The sequence below is a fragment of the Paenibacillus sp. BSR1-1 genome (assembly GCF_030403775.1).
Lineage (GTDB): Bacteria > Bacillota > Bacilli > Bacillales > Cytobacillaceae > Neobacillus.
On the sequence record NZ_JAQMWQ010000001.1, the window covers coordinates 196241 to 222646 of the forward strand.

The 26406-nt window shown below is 39.2% G+C and carries 26 protein-coding genes; all 26 read right to left on the bottom strand.

Features of this window, described 5'->3' with window-relative positions; all coding sequences use genetic code 11:
- Positions 1-19 precede the first annotated feature (19 nt).
- The gene (uppS, locus tag PH210_RS00920) at positions 20-799 is read right to left on the bottom strand and encodes an undecaprenyl pyrophosphate synthase (protein ID WP_289982278.1); all 780 of its coding nucleotides are present in this window, start codon (positions 797-799) and stop codon (positions 20-22) included.
- Positions 800-1016: 217 nt separating this feature from the next.
- Positions 1017-1574 (bottom strand): ribosome recycling factor, encoded by a 558-nt coding sequence (frr, locus tag PH210_RS00925; RefSeq protein ID WP_289982279.1) that lies wholly within the window; start codon positions 1572-1574, stop codon positions 1017-1019.
- Positions 1574-2299 (bottom strand): UMP kinase, encoded by a 726-nt coding sequence (pyrH, locus tag PH210_RS00930; protein ID WP_289982280.1) that lies wholly within the window; start codon positions 2297-2299, stop codon positions 1574-1576. Before pyrH ends, frr begins: the two co-directional genes overlap by 1 nt.
- A gap of 91 nt (positions 2300-2390) precedes the next feature.
- On the bottom strand, positions 2391-3275 hold the full coding sequence (gene tsf / locus PH210_RS00935) for a translation elongation factor Ts (protein ID WP_289982281.1): 885 nt from the start codon (positions 3273-3275) through the stop codon (positions 2391-2393).
- Positions 3276-3408: 133 nt separating this feature from the next.
- A complete protein-coding gene (rpsB, locus tag PH210_RS00940) occupies positions 3409-4113 on the bottom strand; it encodes a 30S ribosomal protein S2 (protein WP_289982282.1) in 705 nt (234 codons plus the stop codon).
- 200 nt (positions 4114-4313) lie between these two features.
- Entirely contained in the window at positions 4314-5093 is a 780-nt protein-coding gene (codY, locus tag PH210_RS00945) for a GTP-sensing pleiotropic transcriptional regulator CodY (protein WP_289982283.1), read from the bottom strand.
- An 82-nt stretch (positions 5094-5175) separates the two neighbouring features.
- Positions 5176-6579 carry an ATP-dependent protease ATPase subunit HslU gene (gene hslU / locus PH210_RS00950; protein ID WP_289982284.1) on the bottom strand — a complete coding sequence of 468 codons (1404 nt, stop codon included), beginning with the start codon at positions 6577-6579 and terminating at the stop codon, positions 5176-5178.
- Between the two features lie 20 nt (positions 6580-6599).
- On the bottom strand, positions 6600-7142 hold the full coding sequence (gene hslV, locus PH210_RS00955) for an ATP-dependent protease subunit HslV (RefSeq protein ID WP_289982285.1): 543 nt from the start codon (positions 7140-7142) through the stop codon (positions 6600-6602).
- Positions 7143-7403: 261 nt separating this feature from the next.
- Positions 7404-8711 carry an FADH(2)-oxidizing methylenetetrahydrofolate--tRNA-(uracil(54)-C(5))-methyltransferase TrmFO gene (gene trmFO, locus PH210_RS00960; RefSeq protein ID WP_289982286.1) on the bottom strand — a complete coding sequence of 436 codons (1308 nt, stop codon included), beginning with the start codon at positions 8709-8711 and terminating at the stop codon, positions 7404-7406.
- 146 nt (positions 8712-8857) lie between these two features.
- On the bottom strand, positions 8858-10936 hold the full coding sequence (gene topA / locus PH210_RS00965) for a type I DNA topoisomerase (RefSeq protein ID WP_289982287.1): 2079 nt from the start codon (positions 10934-10936) through the stop codon (positions 8858-8860).
- Positions 10937-11246: 310 nt separating this feature from the next.
- A complete protein-coding gene (dprA, locus tag PH210_RS00970) occupies positions 11247-12143 on the bottom strand; it encodes a DNA-processing protein DprA (RefSeq protein ID WP_289982288.1) in 897 nt (298 codons plus the stop codon).
- Between the two features lie 87 nt (positions 12144-12230).
- The gene (gene sucD, locus PH210_RS00975; protein ID WP_223588529.1) at positions 12231-13133 is read right to left on the bottom strand and encodes a succinate--CoA ligase subunit alpha; all 903 of its coding nucleotides are present in this window, start codon (positions 13131-13133) and stop codon (positions 12231-12233) included.
- Positions 13134-13156: 23 nt separating this feature from the next.
- On the bottom strand, positions 13157-14317 hold the full coding sequence (gene sucC, locus PH210_RS00980; RefSeq protein WP_289982289.1) for an ADP-forming succinate--CoA ligase subunit beta: 1161 nt from the start codon (positions 14315-14317) through the stop codon (positions 13157-13159).
- Between the two features lie 178 nt (positions 14318-14495).
- On the bottom strand, positions 14496-15299 hold the full coding sequence (gene rnhB, locus PH210_RS00985; RefSeq protein ID WP_289982290.1) for a ribonuclease HII: 804 nt from the start codon (positions 15297-15299) through the stop codon (positions 14496-14498).
- 54 nt (positions 15300-15353) lie between these two features.
- Positions 15354-16226 (bottom strand): ribosome biogenesis GTPase YlqF, encoded by an 873-nt coding sequence (gene ylqF / locus PH210_RS00990; RefSeq protein ID WP_289982291.1) that lies wholly within the window; start codon positions 16224-16226, stop codon positions 15354-15356.
- 145 nt (positions 16227-16371) lie between these two features.
- Positions 16372-16932, bottom strand: coding sequence for a signal peptidase I (gene lepB / locus PH210_RS00995; protein ID WP_289982292.1), 561 nt, complete (start codon positions 16930-16932; stop codon positions 16372-16374).
- Between the two features lie 175 nt (positions 16933-17107).
- A complete protein-coding gene (gene rplS, locus PH210_RS01000; RefSeq protein ID WP_223588716.1) occupies positions 17108-17452 on the bottom strand; it encodes a 50S ribosomal protein L19 in 345 nt (114 codons plus the stop codon).
- Positions 17453-17596: 144 nt separating this feature from the next.
- Positions 17597-18337 carry a tRNA (guanosine(37)-N1)-methyltransferase TrmD gene (trmD, locus tag PH210_RS01005; protein ID WP_289982958.1) on the bottom strand — a complete coding sequence of 247 codons (741 nt, stop codon included), beginning with the start codon at positions 18335-18337 and terminating at the stop codon, positions 17597-17599.
- On the bottom strand, positions 18337-18855 hold the full coding sequence (gene rimM / locus PH210_RS01010; protein WP_289982293.1) for a ribosome maturation factor RimM: 519 nt from the start codon (positions 18853-18855) through the stop codon (positions 18337-18339). The genes trmD and rimM overlap by 1 nt, the downstream gene beginning before the upstream one ends.
- Before the next feature lie 4 nt (positions 18856-18859).
- Positions 18860-19246 (bottom strand): YlqD family protein, encoded by a 387-nt coding sequence (locus PH210_RS01015; protein ID WP_289982294.1) that lies wholly within the window; start codon positions 19244-19246, stop codon positions 18860-18862.
- A 76-nt stretch (positions 19247-19322) separates the two neighbouring features.
- The gene (locus tag PH210_RS01020) at positions 19323-19553 is read right to left on the bottom strand and encodes a KH domain-containing protein (protein WP_223588542.1); all 231 of its coding nucleotides are present in this window, start codon (positions 19551-19553) and stop codon (positions 19323-19325) included.
- 12 nt (positions 19554-19565) lie between these two features.
- Positions 19566-19838, bottom strand: a complete 273-nt coding sequence (rpsP, locus tag PH210_RS01025) for a 30S ribosomal protein S16 (protein WP_289982295.1) — start codon at positions 19836-19838, stop codon at positions 19566-19568.
- Positions 19839-20038: 200 nt separating this feature from the next.
- Entirely contained in the window at positions 20039-21391 is a 1353-nt protein-coding gene (gene ffh / locus PH210_RS01030) for a signal recognition particle protein (protein WP_289982296.1), read from the bottom strand.
- A gap of 12 nt (positions 21392-21403) precedes the next feature.
- Positions 21404-21736, bottom strand: coding sequence for a putative DNA-binding protein (locus PH210_RS01035; RefSeq protein ID WP_289982960.1), 333 nt, complete (start codon positions 21734-21736; stop codon positions 21404-21406).
- A gap of 90 nt (positions 21737-21826) precedes the next feature.
- Positions 21827-22816 (bottom strand): signal recognition particle-docking protein FtsY, encoded by a 990-nt coding sequence (ftsY, locus tag PH210_RS01040; protein WP_289982297.1) that lies wholly within the window; start codon positions 22814-22816, stop codon positions 21827-21829.
- A gap of 18 nt (positions 22817-22834) precedes the next feature.
- On the bottom strand, positions 22835-26401 hold the full coding sequence (gene smc, locus PH210_RS01045) for a chromosome segregation protein SMC (RefSeq protein ID WP_289982298.1): 3567 nt from the start codon (positions 26399-26401) through the stop codon (positions 22835-22837).
- Between the last annotated feature and the right edge of the window lie 5 nt (positions 26402-26406).

Here is a 26406-nt window from a genome sequence, read left to right on the forward strand (position 1 = left end):
CCTTTATGATCTTTGAGGTCTACAATATTCCACCAAAACGGCGCTGGCGTTTTTGGAATACTTCAATGGCTTCTAATAAATGTTCTTCACTAAAATCAGGCCATAACACATCCGTAAACCAAAACTCAGAGTATGCCAATTGCCAAAGCATAAAATTACTCAAGCGGATTTCACCACTGGTTCGAATTAAAAGATCCGGGTCGGCGAATTCTGATGTCATTAAATAGGAAGAAAATACTTGTTCGTCCAGCTCGTTCTCCTTTAATATACCACTTTTGCTATCATTTAAGACCTGTTTTACTGCATCGATAATTTCAGCTCTGCTTCCATAATTTAAGGCAAAGTTTAAAACTAGTCCATTATTATGTTTAGTTTCCTCCATAGCTTTTTCAATCGCATGAAGTGTATGTACAGGAAGCTGATCTTTATATCCCATCATTTTTACTTGAACATTATTTTCAACTAATTCAGGAAGAAAGGTGCCCAAAAATTCTTCAGGTAATTTCATAATATATTCCACTTCGTTTTTTGGACGCTTCCAATTTTCTGTTGAAAATGCGTATAATGTCAACGTTTTAACCCCTAGATCATTTGCCAGCATTGTTGTTTTTCGGACAACCTTCATGCCTTCATGATGACCGGCAATCCGTGGCAGAGCTCTTTTTTTAGCCCAGCGACCATTACCATCCATAATAATCGCTACATGTTCAGGAACAGGTAATTTTTTTATTGCTTCTATTTTATCTCGGAGTGTGGAAGAGTTATTTTGGTTCTTCCAAAGCCTTAATTTATTAAACATAACATTGCTCCTCTAATTAATTAATCAGTTCCTCCGATATAAAGTGAAACTTCATATGTATGTATGCTTTAAGGTAGTCTGCTATTATCATACCAAAAAAGCAGGAATATATCTCTATTAAATACCTTATGTAAAATAAAAGGAATTAAGAATAATGTTATTCCTAATAAATAGTGAAAAAAACCCCCTTTACAGAGGGTTCAATATATATTTCATCTTACACTTCCATAATTTCTTTTTCTTTGTCTTTGGTGATTTGATCAATTTTATTGATATGTTCATCGGTTAACTTTTGAATATCATCAGAATATCCACGGAGGGCATCTTCGGTAATTTCCCCGTTTTTCTCAAGCTTCTTCAAATCATCATTTGCATCCCGGCGAATGTTTCGAATGGCAATTTTAGCTTCTTCAGATGCCTTTTTTACCACTTTGACAAGCTCCTTACGGCGCTCTTCTGTTAATTGCGGGATGGCAATACGAATAATTGATCCGTCATTGCTTGGATTTAAGCCTAAATCAGACCTAAGAATGGCTTTTTCTATCTCACCAAGAATGGATTTGTCGTAAGGCTGAATCACCAGTAATCTTGCTTCAGGTGTTGTAATCCCTGCCAACTGATTCACAGGGGTTGGTGCACCATAATAGTCAACGGTTATTCTGTCTAATAAAGATGCACTTGCTCTTCCTGCACGGATGCTGGCAAGCTCACGAGTATACGATTGAATACCTTTTGTCATTCTATCTTTCGTCTGGCTGATAACTTGTTTTGGCATTAGTTTTTCCCCCTAACTATAGTTCCAATTTTTTCACCCAAAACGGCTTTTTTAATATTACCCTGTTCCATAATCGAGAATACGATAAGCGGAATATCATTATCCATACATAAAGAAGAAGCGGTTGAATCCATAACTGCTAATCCTTCCTTTAGTACATCAAGGAATGATAAATCATCATATTTAACAGCATTTGCATCGATACGCGGGTCTGCAGAATATACTCCATCAACATTATTCTTTGCCATTAAAATAACTTCCGCATCAATTTCAGCTGCACGCAGAGCAGCAGTAGTATCTGTTGAGAAATACGGATTTCCTGTGCCTGCTGCAAAAATAACAACCCGTTTTTTCTCCAAATGTCGGATTGCCCGGCGTCTAATATAGGGCTCAGCTACCTGACGCATCTCGATTGAAGTTTGCACACGTGATTCAATACCAAGGTGTTCTAAACTGTCTTGAAGCGCTAATGAGTTCATGACAGTAGCCAGCATTCCCATATAATCAGCAGTTGCCCGATCCATCCCCATTTCACTGCCAATTTTACCACGCCAAATATTGCCGCCGCCAACTACGACTGCTACCTCAACACCTAATTCTGCTATTTCTTTCACTTGTACTGCAATCGATTTGATAACAGAAGGTTTAATTCCAAAGCTTGATTCACCTGCAAGTGCCTCACCGCTTAATTTTAAAACAACGCGTTTGTACTTAGGACCGTTCATATAAACCTCCGTAATTATGTAAATTAGCTTACTCTTTAAAAATAGGGAACACAACGTGTCCCCTATTTAAAAACTATTTCTGTAACTTTGACTATTGTTTATTAACTTGATTCATAACTTCTTCAGCAAAGTTATCTTCACGCTTTTCGATGCCTTCTCCTACTTCGTAACGAATGAACTCACGAACAGTAGCACCTTTTGATTCAACAAATTGACGGACCTTTTGGTCAGGGTTCTTAACGAAAGTTTGGTCAAGTACACAAACATCTTCAAAGTACTTTCCAAGACGGCCTTCAACCATTTTAGCAACAATATTTTCAGGCTTGCCTTCGTTAAGTGCTTGTTGTGTTAGAACTTGACGCTCGCGCTCAATTTCATCCTGTGAAACTTGGTCACGAGAAACATATTTTGGATTTAATGCAGCAATATGCATGGATACGTCTTTTGCTGCACTTGCATCAGTTGTACCTTCTAGAACTGTTAATACAGCGATACGGCCGCCCATGTGAAGGTATGCACCAAATGCATCATTATCTGTTTTTGATACTACAGCAAAACGGCGAAGTGAAAGCTTTTCACCAATTTTTGCAATCGCTGCATTGATGTGCTCATCAACAGTTGCTCCGTTTTCCATTTTTTGAGCAGTAGCTTCTTCAACAGTAGCTGGCTTGTTTTTAAGAAGGTGTGAAGAAAGCTCTTGAACAAGAGTTTGGAAACCTTCATTTTTCGCAACGAAATCTGTTTCAGAGTTTACTTCAAGGATAACTGCATCGTTACCTTCCACAGAAATAGCAGCTAATCCTTCAGCAGCAATACGGTCTGCCTTCTTAGCAGCTTTTGAAATCCCTTTTTCACGTAACCAATCAATTGCTTGATCCATATCTCCATTAGTTTCTGTTAGCGCGTTTTTACAATCCATCATTCCTGCGCCCGTTTTTTCACGAAGTTCTTTTACCATTTGAGCAGTAACTGCCATAATTTATTTCCTCCTTTAATTACTATGTACTATACTCATATCTTAGCCATTCAAACTAAAGATAAACATTCTTTAAAAAAAGGTGATAAAGGGTCTCCCTCTTATCACCTTTTAATTTGATCACTTCATTTAATTAAGCTTCAACTGCTACTTCTTCGCCTTGTTTTGCTTCAAGGATCGCATCAGCCATTTTACCAGTTAAAAGTTTAACCGCACGAATCGCGTCGTCGTTCGCAGGGATAACTACGTCGATTTCGTCTGGATCACAGTTTGTATCAACAATACCTACGATAGGAATGTTTAATTTCTTAGCTTCAGCAACTGCGATGCGCTCTTTACGAGGGTCAATGATGAATAATGCATCTGGAAGCTGCTTCATATCTTTGATACCGCCTAAGAATTTTTCAAGGCGTTCTTGTTCTTTCTTTAATTGAACAACTTCTTTTTTAGGTAATACTTCGAATGTACCGTCTTCAGACATTCTTTCGATATCTTTTAAGCGGCCAATACGCTTTTGGATTGTTTCGAAATTTGTTAATGTACCACCTAACCAGCGTTGGTTCACATAGTACATACCAGAACGGCCAGCTTCTTCTTTAACAGAATCTTGAGCTTGTTTCTTAGTACCAACGAAAAGAATTGTTCCGCCGTTACCAGCAAGATCCTTCACCCAGTTATAAGCTTCTTCAACTTTTTTAACTGTTTTTTGAAGGTCGATGATGTAGATACCGTTACGCTCAGTGAAGATATATTTCTTCATCTTAGGGTTCCAACGGCGAGTTTGGTGTCCGAAATGTACACCAGCTTCAAGCAATTGCTTCATTGAAATTACTGACATTTGTTTTTCCTCCTAGTGGTTTGTTTTCCTCCGCTTGTCTCATTTTTAAACAGAAACTGTAATAAACAGCACCATCTGCTTAAATCAACAGGCGTGTGTATTAACACCATGAAATAATATAGCATATGTACCTTCTACAATCAAGAGAAAGTTTATTAAAAATAAAAATCCCCGGCAGATGCCGGGAATTTTTTATCTAATTAGTTAGATTTTAATTTACCAAGCTCAACAAGAAACTTATCATTTAACACTTTGATGTAAGTTCCTTTCATTCCAAGGGAACGTGATTCAATTACTCCGGCACTTTCAAGCTTTCTTAATGCGTTAACAATCACAGAACGAGTAATCCCAACACGGTCGGCAATCTTGGAGGCAACTAATAAGCCCTCATGACCATTAAGTTCTTCAAAAATATGTTCAATTGCTTCAAGCTCACTGTATGATAATGAACTGATAGCCATTTGAACAACAGCTTTACTTCTTGCTTCTTCTTCAATCTCTTGTGATTTTTCATGTAAAATTTCTGTACCAACAACCGTTGCACCATATTCTGCAAGAATAAGATCTTCATCATGAAACTTCTCATGTAATCTTGCCAGTATTAAAGTTCCTAGGCGCTCCCCACCACCAATAATTGGTACAATCGTGGTTAATCCTTCACGGAATAAATCTCTATTTTCAACTGGGAAAGCAGTATATTGACTTTCAATATCAAGGTTCGAAGATGTTTCTTGAATATTGAATAAGCTGTTTGTATATTCTTCAGGAAATTGACGATCCTCAAACATCTTTTTCATTCTTTCATTTTCGATTTGCTGATAAATCGAATAACCTAGCAGCTTTCCGCGGCGACTAACGATGTAAACATTTGATTCAATAATTTCACTTAAAATTTCCGACATTTCTTTAAAGTTTACAGGCTTCCCTGCTGCTTTTTGCAATAAAACATTAATCCTTCTTGTTTTTGTAAGTAAATCCATCTGTTTCTTCCTCCTAATTAACTACAACCATTATTAAATTTTATTTGTTAAACGATTATTGCAACATATTAGGCAATTCGTTCTAAAGAATAAATTGGCTTAAATCTTTATTTTTAGAAATAGCTCCAAGTTTTTCTTCTACATATTGCGGCGTGATGGTGATTTTCTCCATCGAGATTTCTGGAGCTTCAAACGAAAGATCTTCTAAAAGCTTCTCTAAAATCGTATGAAGTCTTCTCGCCCCAATATTATCTGTATTTTGATTCACTTCGTAAGCTACTTCGGCTATTCTACGAATAGCATCGTCAGAAAATTCAATTTGTATACCTTCTGTTTCCAATAATGCTTGATATTGCTTAATTAATGCATGATCTGGCTCGATCAGAATCCGGAAAAAGTCCTCAACCGTTAATTTTGTCAGCTCAACACGGATTGGAAAACGTCCTTGAAGCTCGGGAATTAAATCTGAAGGTTTTGCCATATGGAAGGCGCCCGCAGCAATAAATAAAATATGATCCGTCTTAATCGTTCCATATTTAGTTACCACTGTGGATCCCTCTACAACAGGCAAAATATCCCTTTGAACGCCTTCTCGTGATACATCCGCAGAAGACCCCCCCGAATTCTTACTTGCAATTTTGTCGATTTCATCAATGAATATGATACCTGTTTGTTCAGCACGATAAATAGCTTCGGAAGATACTTCGTCCATATCAATGAGCTTTGAAGCCTCTTCATTTGTTAAGACTTTTCTTGCTTCACGAACAGTTAATTTTCTTTTTTTGTGTTTCTTCGGCATAAAGCTGCTTAAGGCGTCCTGCATATTCATGCCCATTTGTTCAATTCCTGAGCCTTGAAGCATATCAAACATCGATGGTGCCTGCTCTTCAACTTCAACCGTAACGATTTCTTCCTCAAGCTGTCCGAGTGCCAGCTTTTCTTTCACAATTTTCCGCTTTTCTTGAATAGAATAATCTTCTTGATGATTTTCCTGCTCTCCAGATGAACTTCCGCCTCCGAATAACATTTCTAGAGGATTCTTATAGTTATTAGACTTTTTTGCAGAAGGAACAAGCAAATCGACAAGCCTTACATTCGCATTTTCTTCGGCACGTTCTTTTACACTATTCATTCGATCTTCTTTTACCAAGCGGACAGAGGTTTCAGCTAAATCGCGGACCATTGATTCCACATCACGGCCGACATAGCCAACTTCGGTAAATTTAGTGGCTTCCACTTTTATAAATGGTGCACCCACCAATTTAGCGATTCTTCTTGCGATTTCTGTTTTACCAACACCTGTAGGACCAATCATCAAAATGTTTTTAGGAATAATCTCATCGCGGAGCTTTTCATTCAATAAGCCTCTTCTATATCGGTTCCTTAGCGCAATTGCAACTGCCTTCTTAGCATCCTTTTGCCCAATAATATATTGATCCAGTTTTTCAACAATTTGTCTCGGGGTTAAATTAGTTGTTCGTCCCATTATTTTAAGTCTCCTTTCCGTTATAGCTCTTCCACGACAATATTGTGGTTCGTGTAAACACAAATTTCAGCAGCTATTTCTAAAGAAGCTTTGGCAATTTCTTTTGCAGATAGATGCTCTCCAGCATATTTCTTTAAGGAACGTCCTGCAGATAAAGCGTAATTTCCACCCGAGCCTATAGCTAGAATCCCATCATCAGGTTCGATTACCTCTCCAGTTCCTGAAACAAGCAGTAAATTTTCTCGGTCCATGACAATTAACATTGCTTCAAGCTTTCTTAAAATTTTATCGCTTCTCCACTCTTTAGCAAGCTCAACAGCTGCCCTTTGAAGATTGCCGTTAAATTCCTCCAGTTTTCCTTCAAATAATTCAAAAAGAGTGAAAGCGTCTGCAACTGAACCCGCAAAACCGGCTAATACTTTTCCATTAAATATCTTTCGCACTTTTCTTGCTGTATGTTTCATCACAACAGCATTTCCAAATGTCACTTGACCATCACCGGACATTGAACATTCCCCATTATGATGGATAGCAAATATAGTTGTCGCATGAAATTGATTCATACCAATCATCCTCCTTCAGGAGTAGTCAGAAATACATAAAATAAAAAATAATTATGTAACTGTAAATACATACGCAAATAACCTATAGGAAATCACTGATATCATGATGATAATGTTCAATTTTATATTGTGCGTAATTCCTCTTTAATTGTAAATACTCCTTAAATAACTTTAATAAAAGATTCACAATTGCTTTCCATGGGGCTTACTTCACAAGGGCTATTAAATAGTAACATACTTCAATAACCCTTGCAATAAATTTTACAAAACTTTCACAAAGTTCTGAATTGTTTCTAACGCACGATTTGCATGTTGTAAATTTCTTTCCTGCTTTCCTTTTATCTTAACAGGCAGCTCCGGAAATAATCCAAAGTTTGCATTCATCGGCTGAAAATTGTCTGGATTTGCCGTAGTGATATAACGAGCCATACTGCCGATAGCTGTTTCAGCAGGAAGCTCGATTGTTTCCTTTCCTTCTACAAGACGAGCAGCATTTATTCCAGCAATTAATCCGCTGGCAGCTGATTCCACATATCCTTCTACTCCTGTCATTTGTCCAGCAAAAAATAAATCTTCACGATTTCTGAATTGGTAGGTAGCCTTTAATACCTTTGGTGAATTAATAAACGTATTCCGATGCATAACTCCATAACGGATAATTTCTGCATTCTCCAGCCCTGGAATTAATTGAATGACTTCCTTTTGGGCCCCCCATTTTAAATGTGTCTGAAAACCGACAATATTGAAAAGAGTTCCGGCGGCATCGTCCTGCCGAAGCTGTACAACTGCAAATGGTCTCTTCCCTGTTTTCGGATCCTCAAGACCAACAGGTTTTAATGGCCCAAACAACATGGTCTTCTTTCCTCTTGAAGCCATAACTTCAATCGGCATACAGCCTTCAAAAAAGATTTCCTTTTCAAATTCTTTCAATGGGACCGTTTCTGCAGCGATTAACGCTTCATAAAAACGATTAAACTCTTCCTCTGTCATCGGGCAATTTAAATAAGCAGCTTCTCCCTTATCATATCGGGATTTCAAATACACTTTCTCCATATCAATACTGTCTTTTTCAAGAATAGGGGCAGCAGCATCATAAAAATAAAGATAATCTTCTCCGGTTAGTTTTTTTAATTGCGCTGAAAGGTCCGGGCTAGTCAGCGGCCCAGTTGCAATTACAGTCGGGCCAGATGGAATTTCTGATACTTCTTCATTCATAACGGTAACATTTTCATGGTTTTTCACCATTTCTGTCACTTTCGCAGCAAATTCATGGCGGTCCACCGCCAAGGCGCCTCCCGCCGGTACAGAGCAGGCATCTGCAGCCGCAATAATAACAGAATCCAGCCTCCGCATTTCCTCCTTTAATACACCCACTGCATTAGTCAATGTATTTGCTCTTAATGAATTGCTGCAAACTAATTCAGCGAATTTATCGGTATGATGTGCAGGGGTCTGTCTAACAGGACGCATTTCGAATAAACGCACCTTCACTCCTCGTTTTGCAATCTGCCATGCAGCTTCACTGCCGGCAAGTCCCGCACCAACTACGTTAACTGTAACATCTTTCATATATAAACCTCCTGAAATCTTGCTGATGGAATATGTATATTAATAACCTTCCCTCATTTAAGTCCAACTTGCATTGTACTATACGAATCAAAAAGAAAAAAGTTTTAAATACCAATAAAAATAAAAGAGCGGGCTTTGCCCACTCTTTAGCTTTGCGGTTCTTCCTTGTAATCACAACTTACACATTGAACTTGGACACCCTTTTTTAATTTCTTTTCTACAAGGAGTCCTTCGCATTTAGGACAAGTTCTTGGCAGTGGTTTATCCCAGGAAATAAACTCACATTCCGGATAATTGGTGCATCCGTAAAACAGCCTTTTTTTCTTGCTTTTACGCTCGATAATTTGCCCTTCTTTACATGTAGGACAAGTTACCCCGATTTCTTTGACAATTGGTTTTGTGTTGCGGCAATCAGGGAAATTGCTGCAGGCCATAAACTTTCCGTACCGTCCCATCTTAAAAACCATCGGACTGCCACAGTTCTCACAATCCTCGCCTGCCGGTTCGTCTTTTATTTCTATTTTTTCCATTTCTTGTTCCGCTATTTTTAAATGTTTCTCGAAATCAACGTAAAATGCATCAATCAGTTTTACCCACTGCATTTTTCCATCTTCTACATAGTCTAATCCTTTTTCCAATCTGGCTGTAAATTCCACATCTATGATTTCAGGGAAAAATTCCATCATCACTTCATCGACTATTTCTCCAAGCTCAGTTGGGACAAAACGTTTATTATCGAGAGCAACATAACCGCGTTTTTGAATGGTATCTAATGTTGGAGCATACGTGGACGGCCGTCCAATTCCGAGCTCCTCTAACGTTTTAACAAGCCTTGCTTCTGTGTACCTTGGCGGCGGCTGGGTAAAATGCTGTTTAGGGTCAATATCCTTTTGAAATATTTCGTCCCCTTCCTTTAGGTCTGGGAGCATCTTATTCGGACCATCCTCTTGATCATCGGTTCCCTCGACATAAACCTTCATAAAGCCCGGAAACTTTATTTTTGAGCCAGTTGACCGGAATAGAACATTGCCATTTTGCAGGTCAACACTCATCGTATCCATTACTGCTTGCGCCATTTGACTTGCTAAAAATCGATCCCAAATCAACTTATATAACCGAAATTGATCCCGGGAGAGAAACCCTTTTATGCTATCTGGATTCCTAAAAGTACTCGTTGGACGAATCGCTTCATGTGCATCCTGGGCATTGGCGGATTTTTTTTCTTTCTTTTGCTCATCTTTTAGAAAATTCTCGCCAAATTCAGCTTTAATATAATCTGCTGCCTCAGTTTGAGCAACTTCAGAGATTCGGGTGGAATCTGTTCTCATGTAGGTTATGAGACCAACCGTTCCTTCTTTGCCTAGCTCGATTCCTTCATAAAGCTGTTGAGCAAGCATCATCGTTTTCTTAGCACGAAAGTTTAGCTTTCTCGCTGCTTCTTGCTGCAGAGAAGAAGTAATAAAAGGTGGTGCCGGATTGCGTTTTCGCTCTTTCTTAGTGACGGAGATAACCTTAAACTTATTACCATCGATTTCATTTAGGACCGTTTTGACATCCTGCTCTGATTTAAGCCCAGTTCTTTCCCCGCCAACAAGAGAATGAAAACTGCCGCTAAACTGATTTTTTCCCTTTAGAAATTCTGCTTCAATTGTCCAATATTCTTCAGGAACAAAAGCTTTTATTTCTTTTTCCCGATCAATAATCAAGCGGACAGCAACAGATTGAACCCGTCCAGCACTTAGCCCCTTTTTGACTTTTTTCCACAAGAGAGGGCTGATATTATATCCGACAAGACGGTCTAATATTCTTCTCGCTTGCTGGGCATCAACTAAATCCATGTTTATTGACCGGGGCTGCTTAAACGATTCTTTAATCGCATCTTTTGTGATTTCATTAAAAACCACTCGACAGTCAGAATGAATATCAACATCCAAACTTTGCGCCAAATGCCAGGCAATTGCTTCCCCTTCGCGATCAGGGTCGGCCGCCAGAAAGACTTTTTTTGCTTTTTTCGCCGCCGTCTTTAATTCCTTTAGAACAGGCCCTTTACCACGTATAGTTATATATTTTGGTTCAAATTGGTTTTCTGCATTGACACCCATTTGACTTCGTGGTAAATCCCGAACATGCCCCATGGATGCTTTTACTTTATATTTATTCCCTAAATAGCGTTCAATTGTTTTCGCTTTTGCTGGCGATTCGACAATTACAAGAAAATCTGCCATTTAAATATCCTCCTTAGAGGGAAGTATGAAAGCACCTTGAAGACGGCAAAAAGCCAGTTTCTAAGAGGCTAACAAGTTGAGTAGTTTTTCTAAATTCCAGTTATACCAATTTAACCGGATAAAATACTGCCCTATCCCATGTTTTTCAATTCTATATAAAATGAATTTTATTTATACTTATTTTAAATATTCTTTTTTTCGAACGTCTGATGGAAAATGTATAACATATTAGAAATAATTTCAACCTTTTTTAGCTAATTTCTCCATTAATCAATAAAAAACCTGCAATTATCTAGAATTTTATTCTAATTTATCTAAAGTTTAATCTTAATTCTTCTAAAATATCCTCAGCTTTCGTTACAAGTTTTGCCCCATGTTGGATTAATTCATTCGCACCTATTGAGTATGGATTAAAAATACTTCCTGGCAAGGAGAAAACATCTCTTCCTTCATTCACTGCATAATTGGCTGTAATTAAGGACCCGCTTTTTCGCTTTGCTTCTATTATAAATGTTCCATTTGAAAGTCCACTAATGATTCGATTGCGAGCAGGAAAATGCCATCTTAGCGGCTTTGTATCCGGTGGGTATTCCGATAGGACAAGCTGCGTTTTCATCATTTCTAATGCCAAATCCATGTTATCCTTTGGATATATATGATACAATCCGCCAGCAATGACGGCAATTGTATTTCCCCCGTTTTTAATTGCATATTCATGCGCAAGTGCATCTATTCCCTTAGCTAGTCCACTGACAATGAGGACATCATTTTCAATTAATTCAGGGAATAAGAGTCTAATAGCATTTTTGCCATACTGTGTTGCTTGACGTGAGCCTACTACCGCAAGCTTTGGTTCTTTTTTAAGCAGCGATAAATCACCTTTTGCAAATAGTGCCCAAGGCGGCTGAAAAATTTCTTTTAAATTCGGAGGATATTCTTTATCAAAAACCGTGATGACTGAAATATCATTTGTTTTATATTGACGGATTTGTTCGTGAATAGTTTCAGAATGAAGGTTTAGGGCAGAAGAATGTGCAGAAGGTTCAGCAGGGAATGCCTGTGGGAAAAAATATTCTTGAAATGTTTGCGACCCGGCTTTCTCAAAAGTTTGAAGTGTGGGATCATTTTTTAACAATTGAAAAACGGTATTCCATGAAATATCGGGATAATGAAGTAAGGCAACTAGTCTTTCTTTAAAATCATCCATTTTGAAATTTACCTCCATGTCATTTTTATAAAGAAATAGCCCCTCATCGTATGAGGGACTATCTGTTAATTTCTTGGTGATTGAATATTAGTGTGTTTTACACTTTTCGTATAATCCTTGTTCTTTAAGGACTTCAATTAATGTTTCACCCATAACAGACGGAGTATCTGCTACTTTAATGCCGCATGCGTTCATAACACGGATTTTTTCGTCTGCAGTACCTTTACCGCCAGAAATGATCGCACCAGCATGGCCCATACGTTTTCCTGGAGGTGCAGTACGTCCGCCAATGAAGCCTACAACAGGTTTCGTCATATTAGCTTTTACCCACTCAGCTGCTTCTTCTTCAGCAGTTCCACCGATTTCGCCAATCATGATAACTGCATATGTTTCTGGGTCTTCATTAAATGCTTTTAAAACATCGATAAAGTTAGTTCCGTTAACAGGGTCTCCGCCAATACCAACAGCCGTTGTTTGGCCGATTCCAGCTTGTGTTAATTGGTGAACTGCTTCGTATGTTAATGTTCCAGAACGTGATACGACACCAACATGGCCTTTTGTATGAATGTAACCAGGCATAATACCGATTTTACACTCATCTGCCGTAATAACACCTGGGCAGTTAGGACCAACTAAACGAGTCTTTTTGCCTTCCATGTAACGTTTAACCTTAACCATATCTAAAACTGGGATATGCTCAGTGATACAAATCGCAAGATCTAGTCCAGCATCAACTGCTTCGATAATGGCATCTGCTGCAAATGGAGCAGGAACATAAATAACTGAAGCATTTGCGCCAGTTGCTTCAACTGCCTCTTTTACAGTATTAAATACAGGCACGCCTTCAACTTCCATGCCGCCCTTGCCTGGAGTTGTACCTCCAACGATTTGTGTACCATATTCAAGCATTTGTTTTGTATGGAATAGTGCTGTTGCACCTGTAATCCCTTGAACAATAACTTTCGTATCTTTATTAATAAAAACGCTCACGTTAATTCCCCTTTCTACGGATCCTATTTCACTAATGAAACGATTTTTTGTGCACCGTCAGCCATGGATTCTGCAGCAGTGATGTTAAGTCCTGACTCAGCCAAAATATTTTTACCTAAGTCAACATTCGTTCCTTCTAAACGAACAACTAGAGGGATATTCAGTCCAACTTGCTTCGCAGCTTCTACAACACCCTCAGCAATAACATCACACTTCATGATTCCGCCGAAGATATTAACAAAAATACCTTTTACGTTTGGATCAGAAAGGATAATTTTAAATGCTTCTGTAACCTTTTCTGCTGTGGCGCCGCCCCCAACATCAAGGAAGTTTGCAGGGTCTCCGCCGTAGTGTTTTACGATATCCATAGTTGCCATGGCAAGTCCGGCACCGTTAACCATACAGCCGATATTTCCATCTAAAGCAATATAGCTTAAATCATATTTTGAAGCTTCGATCTCTTTTGGATCCTCTTCTTCAAGGTCACGATACTCTAATACGTCTTTTTGACGGAATAAAGCATTAGAGTCAAAGTTTAATTTTGCGTCAAGTGCCATAACTTTTCCGTCACCTGTTACAACAAGCGGATTAATTTCAGCAATTGAGCAATCTTTTTCAATATAAGCATTGTATAAGCCCATCATGAACTTAACAGCTTGATTGACTAGTTCCTTCGGAATGTTAATATTGAAGGCAATACGACGTGCTTGGAAAGGCTGAAGGCCAATAACCGGGTCGATTTCTTCTTTGAAAATTTTCTCCGGTGTCTTTTCTGCAACTTCTTCAATTTCCGTTCCGCCTTCTTCAGAAGCCATTAACGTAACTCGAGAAGTAGCGCGGTCTAAAACTAAACCTACATAGTATTCTTTTTTGATGTCGCAGCCTTCTTCAATTAGGAGGCGTTTAACTTCTTTTCCTTCAGGGCCTGTTTGGTGTGTTACCAATGTTTTACCTAAGATTTCATTAGCATATGTACGAACCTCATCAAGGTTTTTCGCAACTTTAACACCACCGGCTTTCCCTCGTCCGCCTGCATGGATTTGCGCCTTAACTACACATACTTGTGTTCCTAGTTCTTTTGCCGCTTCCACTGCCTCTTCAACAGTAAAGGCCACTTTTCCATTAGGAACCGCTACCCCGTACTTTCTGAGGATCTCTTTGCCTTGATACTCATGGATATTCATTTCCCATCCTCCTATCAAACTCTTCTAAAATTGACTCCGTTTTCATTTTATATAATGACACATACCTTGTCCACCATTATGCTGAAAAAATTAATTCCACATTGAACAATTTAAACATAGTAAATATTTACAATAATAAAAAACAGGTCTGTGACCTGTTTTTTATTATTGTATTTATTTATATTTTCATACTTAATTGTTCGTTTATATTTCTTTCAAACATTTCCTTAACTGGGGAAAAGCTTTTTCTATGATAAGGAGTAATTCCATGCCGTTGTAGGGCTTCAATATGTTCTTTCGTTCCATATCCCATATTCTTCTGAAAACCATAGACAGGATATTGCTTTGAAAGATCTTTCATAAGTTCATCGCGGGCTGTTTTAGCAATAATGGAAGCGGCAGCAATGGATACACTTTTTGCATCACCTTTGATGATCGATTCAGAAGGAAAGGGAGTCCGGAGCTTCATTGCATCAATCAGTAAAAAATCAGGTTCCAATTTTAAAGAAACAATACTTGAAGACATCGCTTTTTTGGTCGCTTCATAAATATTGATTTCATCAATTTCCTCAGCCGAAATTATCGAAATGCTATAGGAAATCGCCTCTCTCCTTATAATGGCATCATATTCGAGACGTTTTTTCTCTGTTAGCTTTTTAGAATCATCTATTCCTGCTAAGAAAAAGTTATTAGGTAAGATTACTGCCGCTGCCACAACAGGACCTGCAAGTGGTCCTCTGCCGACTTCATCCACACCTGCAATGAATTGGAAGCCCTTTCCCTTCATTTTCCGCTCATACTGGGTCATTTCAAAAAACTTTTCTTCCAGGGATCGTTCTAGTTCTCTCTGTTTCTTCCACTTGGCTAAAGAAGATTGAACCCCTTTCCGTTCATCTTTCTCGAACTCTAACAAAAAGGGATCCGTTTCTGTTAAAATGGAGGATAATTTTTCTACTATTTCAGAAATTGATAACTTTTTCATATATGTTCACCCAATATCATTAATAAAGCTCTCCGTTTGGAGAGCTCAATCATTTTAAACATCCTGTTCAGATTGCTGAAAGTCCTTTGGTCTTTCAAATGTAAGCGGCCCGAATTTCTCAGAGCGAATTTCCCTGATAACCAGTTCTGCCACTTTGTCATAATCAACCATGCCGCCGCCCATTAAACAGCCTCTGAGCTTACCAATGTGGTCAAATAGCTCTACTACGTCTTCTGGAAGTTTAGATAGTTTATAACGCTCCTGCAGACGCTCTGGGTAGGCACGTTCTAAAAATCTTAACGAATAGACTGTCAGGTCCTGCAGGTTTAAAAGTACATCCTTAATCGCGCCTGTTATCGCCAGTTTCATTCCAACCTCTTGATCCTCAAACTTGGGCCATAAAATTCCCGGCGTATCCAGCAGTTCCATTTCTTTTCCAACCTTAATCCACTGCTGTGATTTTGTCACACCTGGAGTGTTTCCTGTTTTGGCGATATTCTTTTTTACAAGGCGATTTATTAGCGTTGACTTTCCAGCATTAGGAATTCCAACGATCATTGCACGGATCGCTCTAGGCTTAACTCCTTTTGCCCGTAGGCGATCAAATTTTTCCTTCAGGATTTCTTGCGAGGCCTGAGCAATGTCTCTCATGCCCTCACCGGCATGAGAATTGATGGCGAGTGCTTTAATTCCCTTATCAGCGAAAAAAGCAATCCATTCCTTTGTTGCCTCTTTGTCGGCCATATCCGATTTATTTAATAAAACTAATCTTGGCTTATGCTGAATAATTTGATCAATCATTGGATTTCGAGAAGAAAACGGTATTCTCGCATCTACCAGCTCAAAAATAATATCGACTAACTTTAATTTTTCCGTGACCTCTCTGCGAGCCTTGGCCATATGGCCAGGAAACCATTGGATCGTCAAAGCAAGTCACCTCCTTTAAAAGCGGAAGCGCCTTGTTCAGCCCCCGACAAGCATAAGCCAATCCGGTATGAAGGCTGCTTTTTAACCTTCATGTCGGATTGGCTTATAACCTCGAGGGGCTAGGCGCTCAAGCTAGATAATTGTACTATTTCACTGTAACAATATGGGCATCCTTTAATGGCCAATATACAATGCTTGTCTTGCCAATTACTTTACTCATTGGAATCGTTCCAATGTGTCTAGAATCTTTACTGAAACGGCGATTATCCCCCATGACGAATAATTCCCCTGGAGGAACTGTTTTACGCCCTACTGCTGTTTCTTCTAACTTAAACGAGCTAGTTAAGGGACCATCATTTACTTGTTTCTTATATTCATCTAAATAAGGTTCTTTATACGCTTTACCATTAACATATAAAACATCATCTTTATATTCAATGGTATCTCCCGGAAGACCAATAACACGTTTTATGTAATCCTTATGTTCTGGTGCATGAAAAACGATGATATCGAATCTCTTTGGTTTTCCAATATCATAGCTAAACTTGCTCACAATCATACGGTCCTGATCCTTTAAAGTCGGCATCATCGATAAGCCATCCACGACAATTGGAGCAAAGAGAAAGTAACGAATTAATGCAGCTAATATAACAGCTATTAATAGCGCTTTTGTCCATTCCCAGAGTTCATTTTTCTTTTTTACCATTTGTGTCCCCACCAATCTTAGTAACAAAATATCTTATAAAGCCTATTTTACATAACTTCAACCTTTTTAACACGATGGGAAAATGTTTTTAATCAAACTTTAATAATTTGATTAAACTTTATTAAAATCTGTATAAAAAAAGAGCTGCTCATGAGCAAGCTCTTTTCTTTTCATGTTATCGAATCTCTTTAATTCTTGCTTTTTTACCGCGAAGGTTACGCAAGTAGTAAAGCTTAGCACGGCGGACTTTACCGCGGCGAATTACTTCAAGCTTCGCAATTTTTGGTGTGTGTACTGGGAAAGTACGCTCAACGCCTACTCCGTAAGAAACTTTACGAACTGTAAAAGTTTCGCTAATTCCACCACCACGACGCTTAATCACTACACCTTCAAATAACTGAATACGCTCACGAGTACCCTCAACAACTTTAACGTGTACACGTACAGTGTCACCAGGACGGAACGCAGGAAGATCAGAACGAAGTTGTTCTTTTGTGATTTCTTCGATTAATTTATGCATCGTTTTCAACTCCTTCCAACAGATGCTCATGCACATCTACTAACAATTACATTGCAGCGGAACATCGTTATAAGACTAGATTCTGAAAAGGTTCAGCTCAAGTCACAAGAAGTATCATAACATAATTGTCGTTCTCCCGCAATACTACTTGTATTCTTTTTTTATTTCAGCTAACCATTTTTCCTGTTCCGGTGTCAGTTCGATTTTATCAAATAAATCCGGACGCCTTTGAAGTGTTCTTCTCAATGCTTCTTTATTGCGCCATTCTTCAATTAATTTATGATTGCCTGACATTAGTATATCAGGGACCTTCAGCCCGCGGAAATCCGCAGGTCTTGTATAATGCGGATGTTCTAACAGACCTGTGCTGAAGGAATCCTTCATATGTGATTCCTGATTTCCTAACACCTCCGGCAAAAGACGAACGACACTGTCAACAACAACCATGGCTCCAAGCTCACCACCGGTCAAGACATAATCCCCAATCGAGATTTCATCCGTTACCACATGCTGCCGGATTCGTTCGTCATAACCTTCGTAATGACCGCAAATAAATATCAGATGTTCCTCTTGAGCTAACTCTTCGGCTTTTTTCTGATCGTAGCGCTGGCCTTGAGGACAGAGGAGGATTACCCGTGGATCCTTACTTTTTGCTTTTTCCTTGAGAGTATTTACACCATCAAAGATGGGCTGAGCCATTAAAACCATTCCAGCTCCTCCTCCGTACGGGTAATCATCAACAGAGGAATGCTTGTTATCAGCAAATTCACGGAAATTAACAACATTATATTGGACGGCCTTTTTCTCTGCCGCTTTTTGCAAAATAGACTGGTTAAACACCCCGGAAAACATTTCGGGGAAAAGGGTAAGGATATCAATCTGCATCATGAAAGCAGCCCTTCTATTGGCTCAATTAAGATGACTTTTTCTTTAATATCCACTTTTTTAACAACATCATGAATATAAGGGATTAATAAATCCTTTCGTCCCTTCCCTTTTACCACCCAGACGTCATTGGCACCCGGTGATAAAATTTCCGTAACTTTCCCAAGTTCTTCCCCTTTTGTTGTCGCAACAAGGCAGCCGATAATTTCATGGTAATAAAATTCATCTTCTTCTAAATCTTCCAGCTGTGATTCAGGGACCTTGAGAATTCCCTCTTTAAACTTTTCAACTTCATTAATGTTATTGAAACCTTCAAATGTCAGTAATTCAAAATTTTTATGGGTTCGATGGCTTTTTACTGTTAGCTCAATAGGCGTTTTGGAATTTGGCATAAACAAATACAATACATTTCCTGCTTTATACCGCTTTTCAGGGAAATCCGTTTTTGAAATGACACGCACTTCACCTTTTATTCCTTGGGTATTTACAATTTTCCCGACATTAAACCATTTTTCCATACGATTATTCACCTTCTCTTATTTCCTCAATAATTCCGTCTTTAATAATGATTTCTGCTTGTCCAATCCATGGATCACCCTCTTTTATGTCAACCAGGGCCTGGACTTCTTTTTCCTTTAATTCACTGCCTAAAGGTAGCATATGTAATTGTTCCATTTGGAACTCTAGAAGCTTTTCTTTTTCAATTCGTTTATTGATTTCTTTTTCAAAATGACTTTTTAATTCTCCCGGCGAAAAGCTTTTGGTTTTCTCCAATCGTTTTAATTCAAATTGAAGCTGGCTGCATTCTTTTTGGAGCTGAAGCTTTTGGTGATTGAATTGTTCAAATAATTTTTCTTTGCTTTTTTCCGTTAGAATTCGCTTTACCACAACCGTTTGGATAATTTGCATAAAGATGGCTCCTTTCTTTTCTTATAGCAAAAAAGGGAGGAATGTTGATTCCCCCCTTTCATCTAGATGCAAAAAGCTATTCACCAATTTCGAGAAAAATTTTCTTTTGTTGTGATGATCCTGCTGCATAAACAACAGTTCTAATGGCCTTTGCAACACGCCCCTGCTTGCCGATTACTTTTCCCATATCTGTTTTGTTAACAGAGAGCTGATAAGTAACGCGGTTGTTGTCCTCTGAGACGTCAACACGGACGTCTTCAGGAAAATCAACTAGAGGCTTAACAATCGTTTCGATTAATTCTTTCATAGTTCCCTGCGATTACTTGCTTAATTTTGCATTATGGAATTTTTCCATGATGCCTTGGTTTGAGAAAAGGTTACGAACTGTATCAGATGGTTTTGCACCGTCTTGTAACCACTTAAGAGCTAATTCTTCGTTGATTTCAACAATTGCTGGTTCTGCAACTGGATTGTAAGTTCCAACTGTTTCGATGAAACGTCCATCACGTGGTGAACGAGAATCTGCTACTACGATACGATAGAAAGGAGTTTTATTTGCTCCCATACGCTTTAAACGAATTTTAACTGCCATTTTAAATAAGCACCTCCGAAATTGTTTCACACAAGATAGTATATTATCAATTAATATATCATTTGTAAAGTGTTTTTTCTTTACATGCCTGCTTCGCTGTAAAATCATCCCTGCAGGCATGCGACGAGGTGAACGTTACTTCCTCGAATACGATATGCCGCAGGAGCAGGTATTACTAATCATTACCAGAAAACAAATTATTAAAACGGTTTAAATGGGAATTTAAATCCGCCTTTTTTCTTTCCTTTTTGCTGCATACCTGCCATTTGCTTCATCATTTTTTTCATATCTTCAAACTGCTTCAGCAAACGATTTACTTCAGTGACAGTACGTCCACTACCCTTAGCAATCCGGTTTTTCCGTTTGGAGTTTAGGATTTCAGGATTATTTTTTTCTTCCTTGGTCATCGATCTGATAATCGCTTCTACATGAGCAATTTGCTTTTCATCAATTTGAATATTATTCAAGCCTTTGATTTTGTTTGCTCCAGGCATCATTTTTAACAACTCATCAAGCGGACCTAAGTTACGAACTTGACCGAGCTGTTCCAAAAAATCCTCCAGCGTAAACGAAGCTGTCCGCATTTTTTGTTCTAATTCTTTTGCCTTTTGCTCGTCAACATTGGCTTGAGCCTTTTCAATAAGCGTCAAAACATCGCCCATACCTAAAATTCTGGATGCCATTCGTTCTGGATGGAATGGCTCAAGAGCGTCCATTTTCTCGCCAAGACCAACAAATTTAATTGGGGTCTGGGTTACGGCACGTATAGAAAGTGCTGCTCCACCCCGGGTGTCACCATCAAGCTTCGTTAAAACAACGCCTGTTAATCCAAGCTGCTCATTAAAGCTTTGGGCCACATTTACGGCATCCTGACCAGTCATAGCATCGACGACAAGGAAGATTTCATCAGGCTTTGTTAGTTCTTTGATATCCTTTAACTCATTCATTAACGCTTCATCGACATGGAGCCGGCCAGCGGTATCGATGAGGACATAATCATGATGTTCTTCCTTTGCTTTCGCAATTGCCTGCCGGGCTATTTCTACCGGGCTGACTTGATCGCCAAGGGAAAAAACAGGCATATCCAATTGTTTGCCAAGCGTTTGAAGCTGTTTAATTGCGGCAGGACGATAGATATCAGCGGCAACGAGCAACGGTTTGCGATTATACTTCTTGCGAAGCAATAGCGAAAGCTTTCCAGTGGTAGTGGTTTTACCTGCACCCTGGAGACCGACCATCATGATGACAGTTGGCGGGCGGTTTGAGGCCGCAATCTTGCTCTGCTCGCCACCCATCAACTCCGTTAATTCCTCGTTAACAATTTTAATAATTTGTTGTCCGGGTGTTAAGCTTTTAAGGACTTCTTGCCCGACAGCACGCTCGCTGACTTTTTTCACAAAATCTTTGACAACTTTGAAGTTAACGTCTGCTTCGAGTAGTGCAAGACGCACTTCCCGCATCATTTCTTTTACATCCGCTTCATTAACCTTTCCTTTTCCACGGATTTTTTGAATCGTATTCTGCAGTCGGTCGGCTAATCCTTCAAATGCCATTCATGCCGCCTCCTAATCTAATTTTTCAAGCTCGGCAATTATCTCACACATCGCCTGTTTTGAAGGGGTCTCCTCTTTAAGCAACACTTTTACTTGCTTTAATAGCCTCGCACGCTCTTGAAATTTATGAAATAATAACAGCTTTTCTTCATATTCCTCGAGCATTGCTTCCGTCCGCTTAATATTATCATATACGGCCTGGCGGCTGACATCATACTCTTCAGCAATTTCACCTAATGAGTAATCATCTAAATAATAGAGAGACATATAGCTTTGCTGCTTCGGCGTTAACAACGAATAGTAAAAATCATAAAGATAGTTCATTCGTGTTGTCTTTTCAAGCATCATGCTTAAATGCCTCCTTGTTAAGTGAAATGCCTTTACAAAAGTAGTTTACACAGTAAGACATTATCTGTCAAGATAATACCTTTACATCTACTCTTCTGTCATTTCTACTTGATCTGCAAATAATCCATACACATACCTTTCGGCATCAAATTCCTGCAAATCATCCATTTTTTCTCCTAAACCTACAAATTTAACTGGAATCTTTAATTCGTTGCGAATTGCGAGTACAATGCCTCCCTTTGCTGTCCCATCTAATTTTGAAAGAACAATTCCACTCACGTTAGTTACTTCTTTAAAATTCTTAGCCTGAATAAGAGCATTTTGTCCTGTCGTCGCATCAAGGACAAGGATTACTTCGTGGGGTGCTCCGGGAATCTCTCTTTCGATGACACGCTTTACCTTTTCCAGCTCTTTCATGAGATTCACTTTATTTTGCAAACGGCCTGCTGTATCACATAATAAAATATCAGCTTTGCGTGATTTTGCTGCCTGAATGGCATCATACATTACGGCAGCAGGGTCAGAACCCTCTGCCTGCTTGATAACCTCGACACCGACTCTGTCCCCCCACACTTCAAGCTGTTCTATGGCACCAGCCCGGAAGGTGTCGCCTGCAGCCATCAAAACCTTCTTACCCTCACTCTTAAACTTATGTCCTAGTTTACCTATTGTCGTTGTTTTTCCGACACCATTGACACCGACAAAGAGGATGACGGTTAATCCATCCTCCTGGATGTTTAATTTTGAAGATTGTCCTTCTCCCGCATTATAGATATCGACAAGTTTTTCAGAAATAACACTTTGAACCTCCTGGGGGTCTTGGATGTTCCGGCGTTTCACTTCCATCTTCAGCTCATCTATTAACTGCATAACGGTATCAAAACCAACATCGGCCTGAATTAAGATTTCTTCTAATTCTTCAAAGAAGTCTTCATCGACTTTTCGGTATCTCGCCACAAGGTCGTTGACTTTTCCGGAAAAACTGTCCCTTGTCTTCGTAAGACCTTCCTTAAACTTCTCTGTCACTGTATCCGTTGATTTTGTAATTTTCTCTTTTAATTTTTTAAAAAAGCTCATTCTTTCACTTCCCTTAAATTAAGATTTAACAAGCTCTTTTGTATCGTCTAATCGGACAGATACGAGCTTTGATACACCCGATTCCTGCATCGTGACACCGTATAAGACATCTGCTTCCTCCATTGTCCCTTTACGGTGTGTAATAACAATGAATTGAGTCTCTGAGCTATATCTCTTTAAATACTGGCTAAAACGATAGACGTTTGCTTCATCTAGTGCCGCTTCCACTTCATCAAGAATACAGAAAGGAACAGGACGTACTTTTAATATCGAAAAAAGCAGGGCAATGGCCGTTAATGCTCGTTCGCCCCCCGATAGCAGCCCTAAATTCTGAAGCTTTTTACCCGGAGGCTGCGCAACGATTTCCACTCCTGTATTTAATAAATCCTCCGGCGCCGTTAATACAAGATCCGCTCTTCCTCCTCCGAAAAGTGCCCTGAATACTGGTTCGAAATGTTCCCGAATCCCTTGAAAGGTTTGCTCAAAGCGTTTTTTCATTTCCGTATCCATCTCTTCAATCACTTGGAAAAGTGTATCCTTGGCTTCTTGAAGATCTGTCTTTTGTTCATTTAAAAATTCATACCGTTCGGAAACACGCTCGTATTCTTCAATGGCTCCAATGTTGATATTACCAAGCTCTTCGATGGCCAGTTTTATCAGCTTAACCTTTTTGCGGGCTTCTTCAACTGGAACAGGTAACGGATATTGTTCTTTAGCTCCTTCAAAGGATAATAAGTATTCTTCTCTTAGATGAGCTAATCTGTTTTCAAGCTCCACATCCAAGCGGTTTAGTTTTACCTCTTCATCCTTTAGTACAGTTATCAAGCCTTTATGAATTCTCTTTAATTCCTTAGCTTCAAGCTCCAAATCTTCCAACGAAACCTGAAGCTGGACCCGTTCTTGCCTTCTTGTACTAATTAGATTAAGTGTTGCGGCCTTGTCTTCTTGTTTTCTTTTTGCAGCCGTCTCTAATTGTTCTTCACCCGAAGAGCTATTCGTCATTTCTGATGTTAACAAGCTGAGGTCTTCAGTAAAGACAGCAAGTTTTTGTCTGCTTTCAGCTAAATCTTCATTGAAATTCGCAAATCGTTCTTTGGTGTTTAAAAATTGCTCGTTTTTAGCCGCAAACTCAACCTTTAACTCATTTATTTCGGTTACCAAGGCTTCTTTAGATGTAAGATCATTGGTCTTTTGTTCAGTCAGTCTTATAATTTGGCCGTCAAGTTCCGCAATGGAAACCTTATAATTTTCCATTGCTGATTGTAACTCTGCCTTTCTAGTTAGCAAGGTGGTTTGTTCTGTAGAAAACTGCCCTTTTTCGAGGTCGTAAATGGCTAATCGGTCATTGATATTCTTTTCTTCAAACTCAGCTTCTCGTAGGTCACCCTTCACAGACTGTTCTGATAGTCTTAGTTCTTCGCCATTTTTACGCATTACCTCGAGGTCTGACTCCGCCGTTTGGACATCTTCTTTTAATGATTTAACCAGCTTCTCCAAATCCGCTGTTTTCTCTTCCATAATGACAAGCTTACCCTTTAATTCATCAAGCTCACCTTTTCTTGTTAATAGCGAGGATGTTTTTTGTTTTACTGCGCCACCTGTCATCGAACCGCCGGGATTGACGATGTCTCCATCGAGGGTAACTAATCGAACACGATATTGGAGTATTTTCGCCAATTCATTGGCACCCTTTAGATCCCTTGTTATAACAACGTTACCCAAAAGGTTTTGAAAAATCTCGGCATACTTTTGTTCAAACTGAACCAGGCTGACAGCAGTACCCACCAGAGAAGGGTGATTTTGAATCGAAGCCAATTGAGCCGATGATAAGGGACGTCCTTTTACAACACTTTGTGGTAAAAAGGTTGCTCGTCCAAAAGAATGCTGCTTTAAATATTGAATAGCGGCACGGGCATTTTGTTCAGTATCAACTACGATATGCTGCAAGGCACCACCAAGTGCGGTTTCCATGGCAATTTCATATTCTTTTGGTACAGAGATTAGTTCGGCAACGGCTCCTTCAATGCCATGGAGTTTTTTTCCGCGGGCCTTGAGAACTTCCTTTACACCTTGGAAAAATCCAGAAAAATCCTCTTCCATTTCTTCAAGCATATCTTTTTTGGACTTTGCCTGCTGCAGAAGCTGATAGGCTTGATACAAGGTTTTCTCTTGTTTTTGATAATTGTTTTTTACCGTCTCCAGCTTACGTTGCTGCTCACGAAAGGCAACAACTTGTTCAGCTAGCTTCTTTTGAAGTTCATCTAATGAAGCTTGAATTTCCCTTTTTTTGCTTTGGGCAATTTCTCTTTCTTGAAGATACTTTTCATTTTCGGCATCAAGTCGTGAATTTTTTCTATCCTGCTGCTCAAGCTGCTGGTCAATGTATTTTAATTCGTTTTTTGCACCAGCTTGGTCATTTAACAGTTCAATATATTCACTTTTTAAACTTTCGATTTTTTCGTCAATATTTTCTGCAAATAATTGCAGCTTTTCTTGTTTTTCCTTTAACCGTGTTTGCAGGGTTTTTACCTGCTCACCAAGCAGCTTAACCGATTCGGCTAAAGAGTCTCTATTGTTTTGAAGCTGGCTGATTCGGTCCGTTAATTCACGGATGTTCATTTCCAACTGCCCTTTATTTTGCGCAGCATTCTTTTTCCGCTCTTTTAGAACTTCCTTTCGTCCCTCCAGCTTTTCAAGCTCCTCACTGGCATGTAGCAGGACATTCTGCAGGTCTGAAATCGATTCATCTAAGGCCGTAATCTGGTCTCTAGTTTCAACGATTTTTGCTTCTTTGACCTGCAATTCAGAAGAAAGCTTCAGTTCCTCATGTTGGTGCTCTTCCAGCTGTCTGGAAAGATTCTCCCACTTTTGATGCATGTCTTCAATTTCATAAACGGTTAGAGCTACTTCAAACTTTTCAAGCTCCTCTTTTTTCTCTAAAAAATCCTTTGCCATCGACGCCTGAATTTTTAATGGCTCTACTTGGCTTTCAAGCTCATGTAAAATATCATTTACCCGGTTAATATTGTCTTGTGTCTCGGCAAGCTTAACCTCTGCCTTTTTCTTTCGGTTTTTGTATTTTAAAACACCTGCTGCTTCTTCAAATATTGTCCGGCGGTCTTCTGCTTTACTATTTAGGATTTCTTCTACTTTCCCTTGGCTAATAATAGAAAAGGCTTCCCGCCCCAGCCCGGAATCCATAAACAAATCAATAATATCCTTTAAACGGCATGATTGTTTATTAATAAAGAAATCACTATCTCCTGAACGGGAGACTCTTCTTGTAACACTTACTTCATTATAATCAACCGCTAATCCTTGCTCTTGGTTGTCCAAGGTCAGCGTCACTTCAGCAAAATTAACAGCCTTTCTCGTATCGCTTCCAGCGAATATAATATCTTCCATTTTACTGCCACGAAGTGATTTTGCTGACTGTTCCCCTAATACCCAGCGGATTGCATCTGTTATATTGCTTTTCCCGCTGCCATTAGGTCCTACTACGGCCGTAACCCCAGGGACAAAATCCACACCAATGCGGTCAGCAAAAGATTTAAAGCCAATAATGTCCAACCGTTTTAAAAACATTCCTT

Excerpts from the sequence above, each read along its gene's own strand:
- sucC (WP_289982289.1), bottom strand. The coding sequence starts at position 14,317 with ATGAATATCCATGAGTATCAAGGCAAAGAGATCCTCAGAAAGTACGGG.
- lepB (WP_289982292.1), bottom strand. The coding sequence starts at position 16,932 with ATGGTAAAAAAGAAAAATGAACTCTGGGAATGGACAAAAGCGCTATTA.
- ffh (WP_289982296.1), bottom strand. The coding sequence starts at position 21,391 with ATGGCATTTGAAGGATTAGCCGACCGACTGCAGAATACGATTCAAAAA.
- pyrH (WP_289982280.1), bottom strand. The coding sequence starts at position 2,299 with ATGAACGGTCCTAAGTACAAACGCGTTGTTTTAAAATTAAGCGGTGAG.
- rimM (WP_289982293.1), bottom strand. The coding sequence starts at position 18,855 with ATGGAAAAATGGTTTAATGTCGGGAAAATTGTAAATACCCAAGGAATA.
- rpsB (WP_289982282.1), bottom strand. The coding sequence starts at position 4,113 with ATGTCAGTAATTTCAATGAAGCAATTGCTTGAAGCTGGTGTACATTTC.
- PH210_RS01015 (WP_289982294.1), bottom strand. The coding sequence starts at position 19,246 with ATGCAAATTATCCAAACGGTTGTGGTAAAGCGAATTCTAACGGAAAAA.
- frr (WP_289982279.1), bottom strand. The coding sequence starts at position 1,574 with ATGCCAAAACAAGTTATCAGCCAGACGAAAGATAGAATGACAAAAGGT.
- dprA (WP_289982288.1), bottom strand. The coding sequence starts at position 12,143 with ATGGATGATTTTAAAGAAAGACTAGTTGCCTTACTTCATTATCCCGAT.
- PH210_RS01020 (WP_223588542.1), bottom strand. The coding sequence starts at position 19,553 with ATGAAAGAATTAATCGAAACGATTGTTAAGCCTCTAGTTGATTTTCCT.
- hslU (WP_289982284.1), bottom strand. The coding sequence starts at position 6,579 with ATGGGACGAACAACTAATTTAACCCCGAGACAAATTGTTGAAAAACTG.
- rplS (WP_223588716.1), bottom strand. The coding sequence starts at position 17,452 with ATGCATAAATTAATCGAAGAAATCACAAAAGAACAACTTCGTTCTGAT.
- rnhB (WP_289982290.1), bottom strand. The coding sequence starts at position 15,299 with ATGAAAAAGTTATCAATTTCTGAAATAGTAGAAAAATTATCCTCCATT.
- PH210_RS01035 (WP_289982960.1), bottom strand. The coding sequence starts at position 21,736 with ATGCTTGAAAAGACAACACGAATGAACTATCTTTATGATTTTTACTAT.
- trmD (WP_289982958.1), bottom strand. The coding sequence starts at position 18,337 with ATGCAGATTGATATCCTTACCCTTTTCCCCGAAATGTTTTCCGGGGTG.
- codY (WP_289982283.1), bottom strand. The coding sequence starts at position 5,093 with ATGGATTTACTTACAAAAACAAGAAGGATTAATGTTTTATTGCAAAAA.
- topA (WP_289982287.1), bottom strand. The coding sequence starts at position 10,936 with ATGGCAGATTTTCTTGTAATTGTCGAATCGCCAGCAAAAGCGAAAACA.
- hslV (WP_289982285.1), bottom strand. The coding sequence starts at position 7,142 with ATGAATCAATTTCATGCGACAACTATATTTGCTATCCATCATAATGGG.
- smc (WP_289982298.1), bottom strand. The coding sequence starts at position 26,401 with ATGTTTTTAAAACGGTTGGACATTATTGGCTTTAAATCTTTTGCTGAC.
- trmFO (WP_289982286.1), bottom strand. The coding sequence starts at position 8,711 with ATGAAAGATGTTACAGTTAACGTAGTTGGTGCGGGACTTGCCGGCAGT.
- tsf (WP_289982281.1), bottom strand. The coding sequence starts at position 3,275 with ATGGCAGTTACTGCTCAAATGGTAAAAGAACTTCGTGAAAAAACGGGC.
- rpsP (WP_289982295.1), bottom strand. The coding sequence starts at position 19,838 with ATGGCAGTTAAAATTCGTTTAAAGCGTATGGGAGCAAATAAAACTCCT.
- uppS (WP_289982278.1), bottom strand. The coding sequence starts at position 799 with ATGTTTAATAAATTAAGGCTTTGGAAGAACCAAAATAACTCTTCCACA.
- ftsY (WP_289982297.1), bottom strand. The coding sequence starts at position 22,816 with ATGAGCTTTTTTAAAAAATTAAAAGAGAAAATTACAAAATCAACGGAT.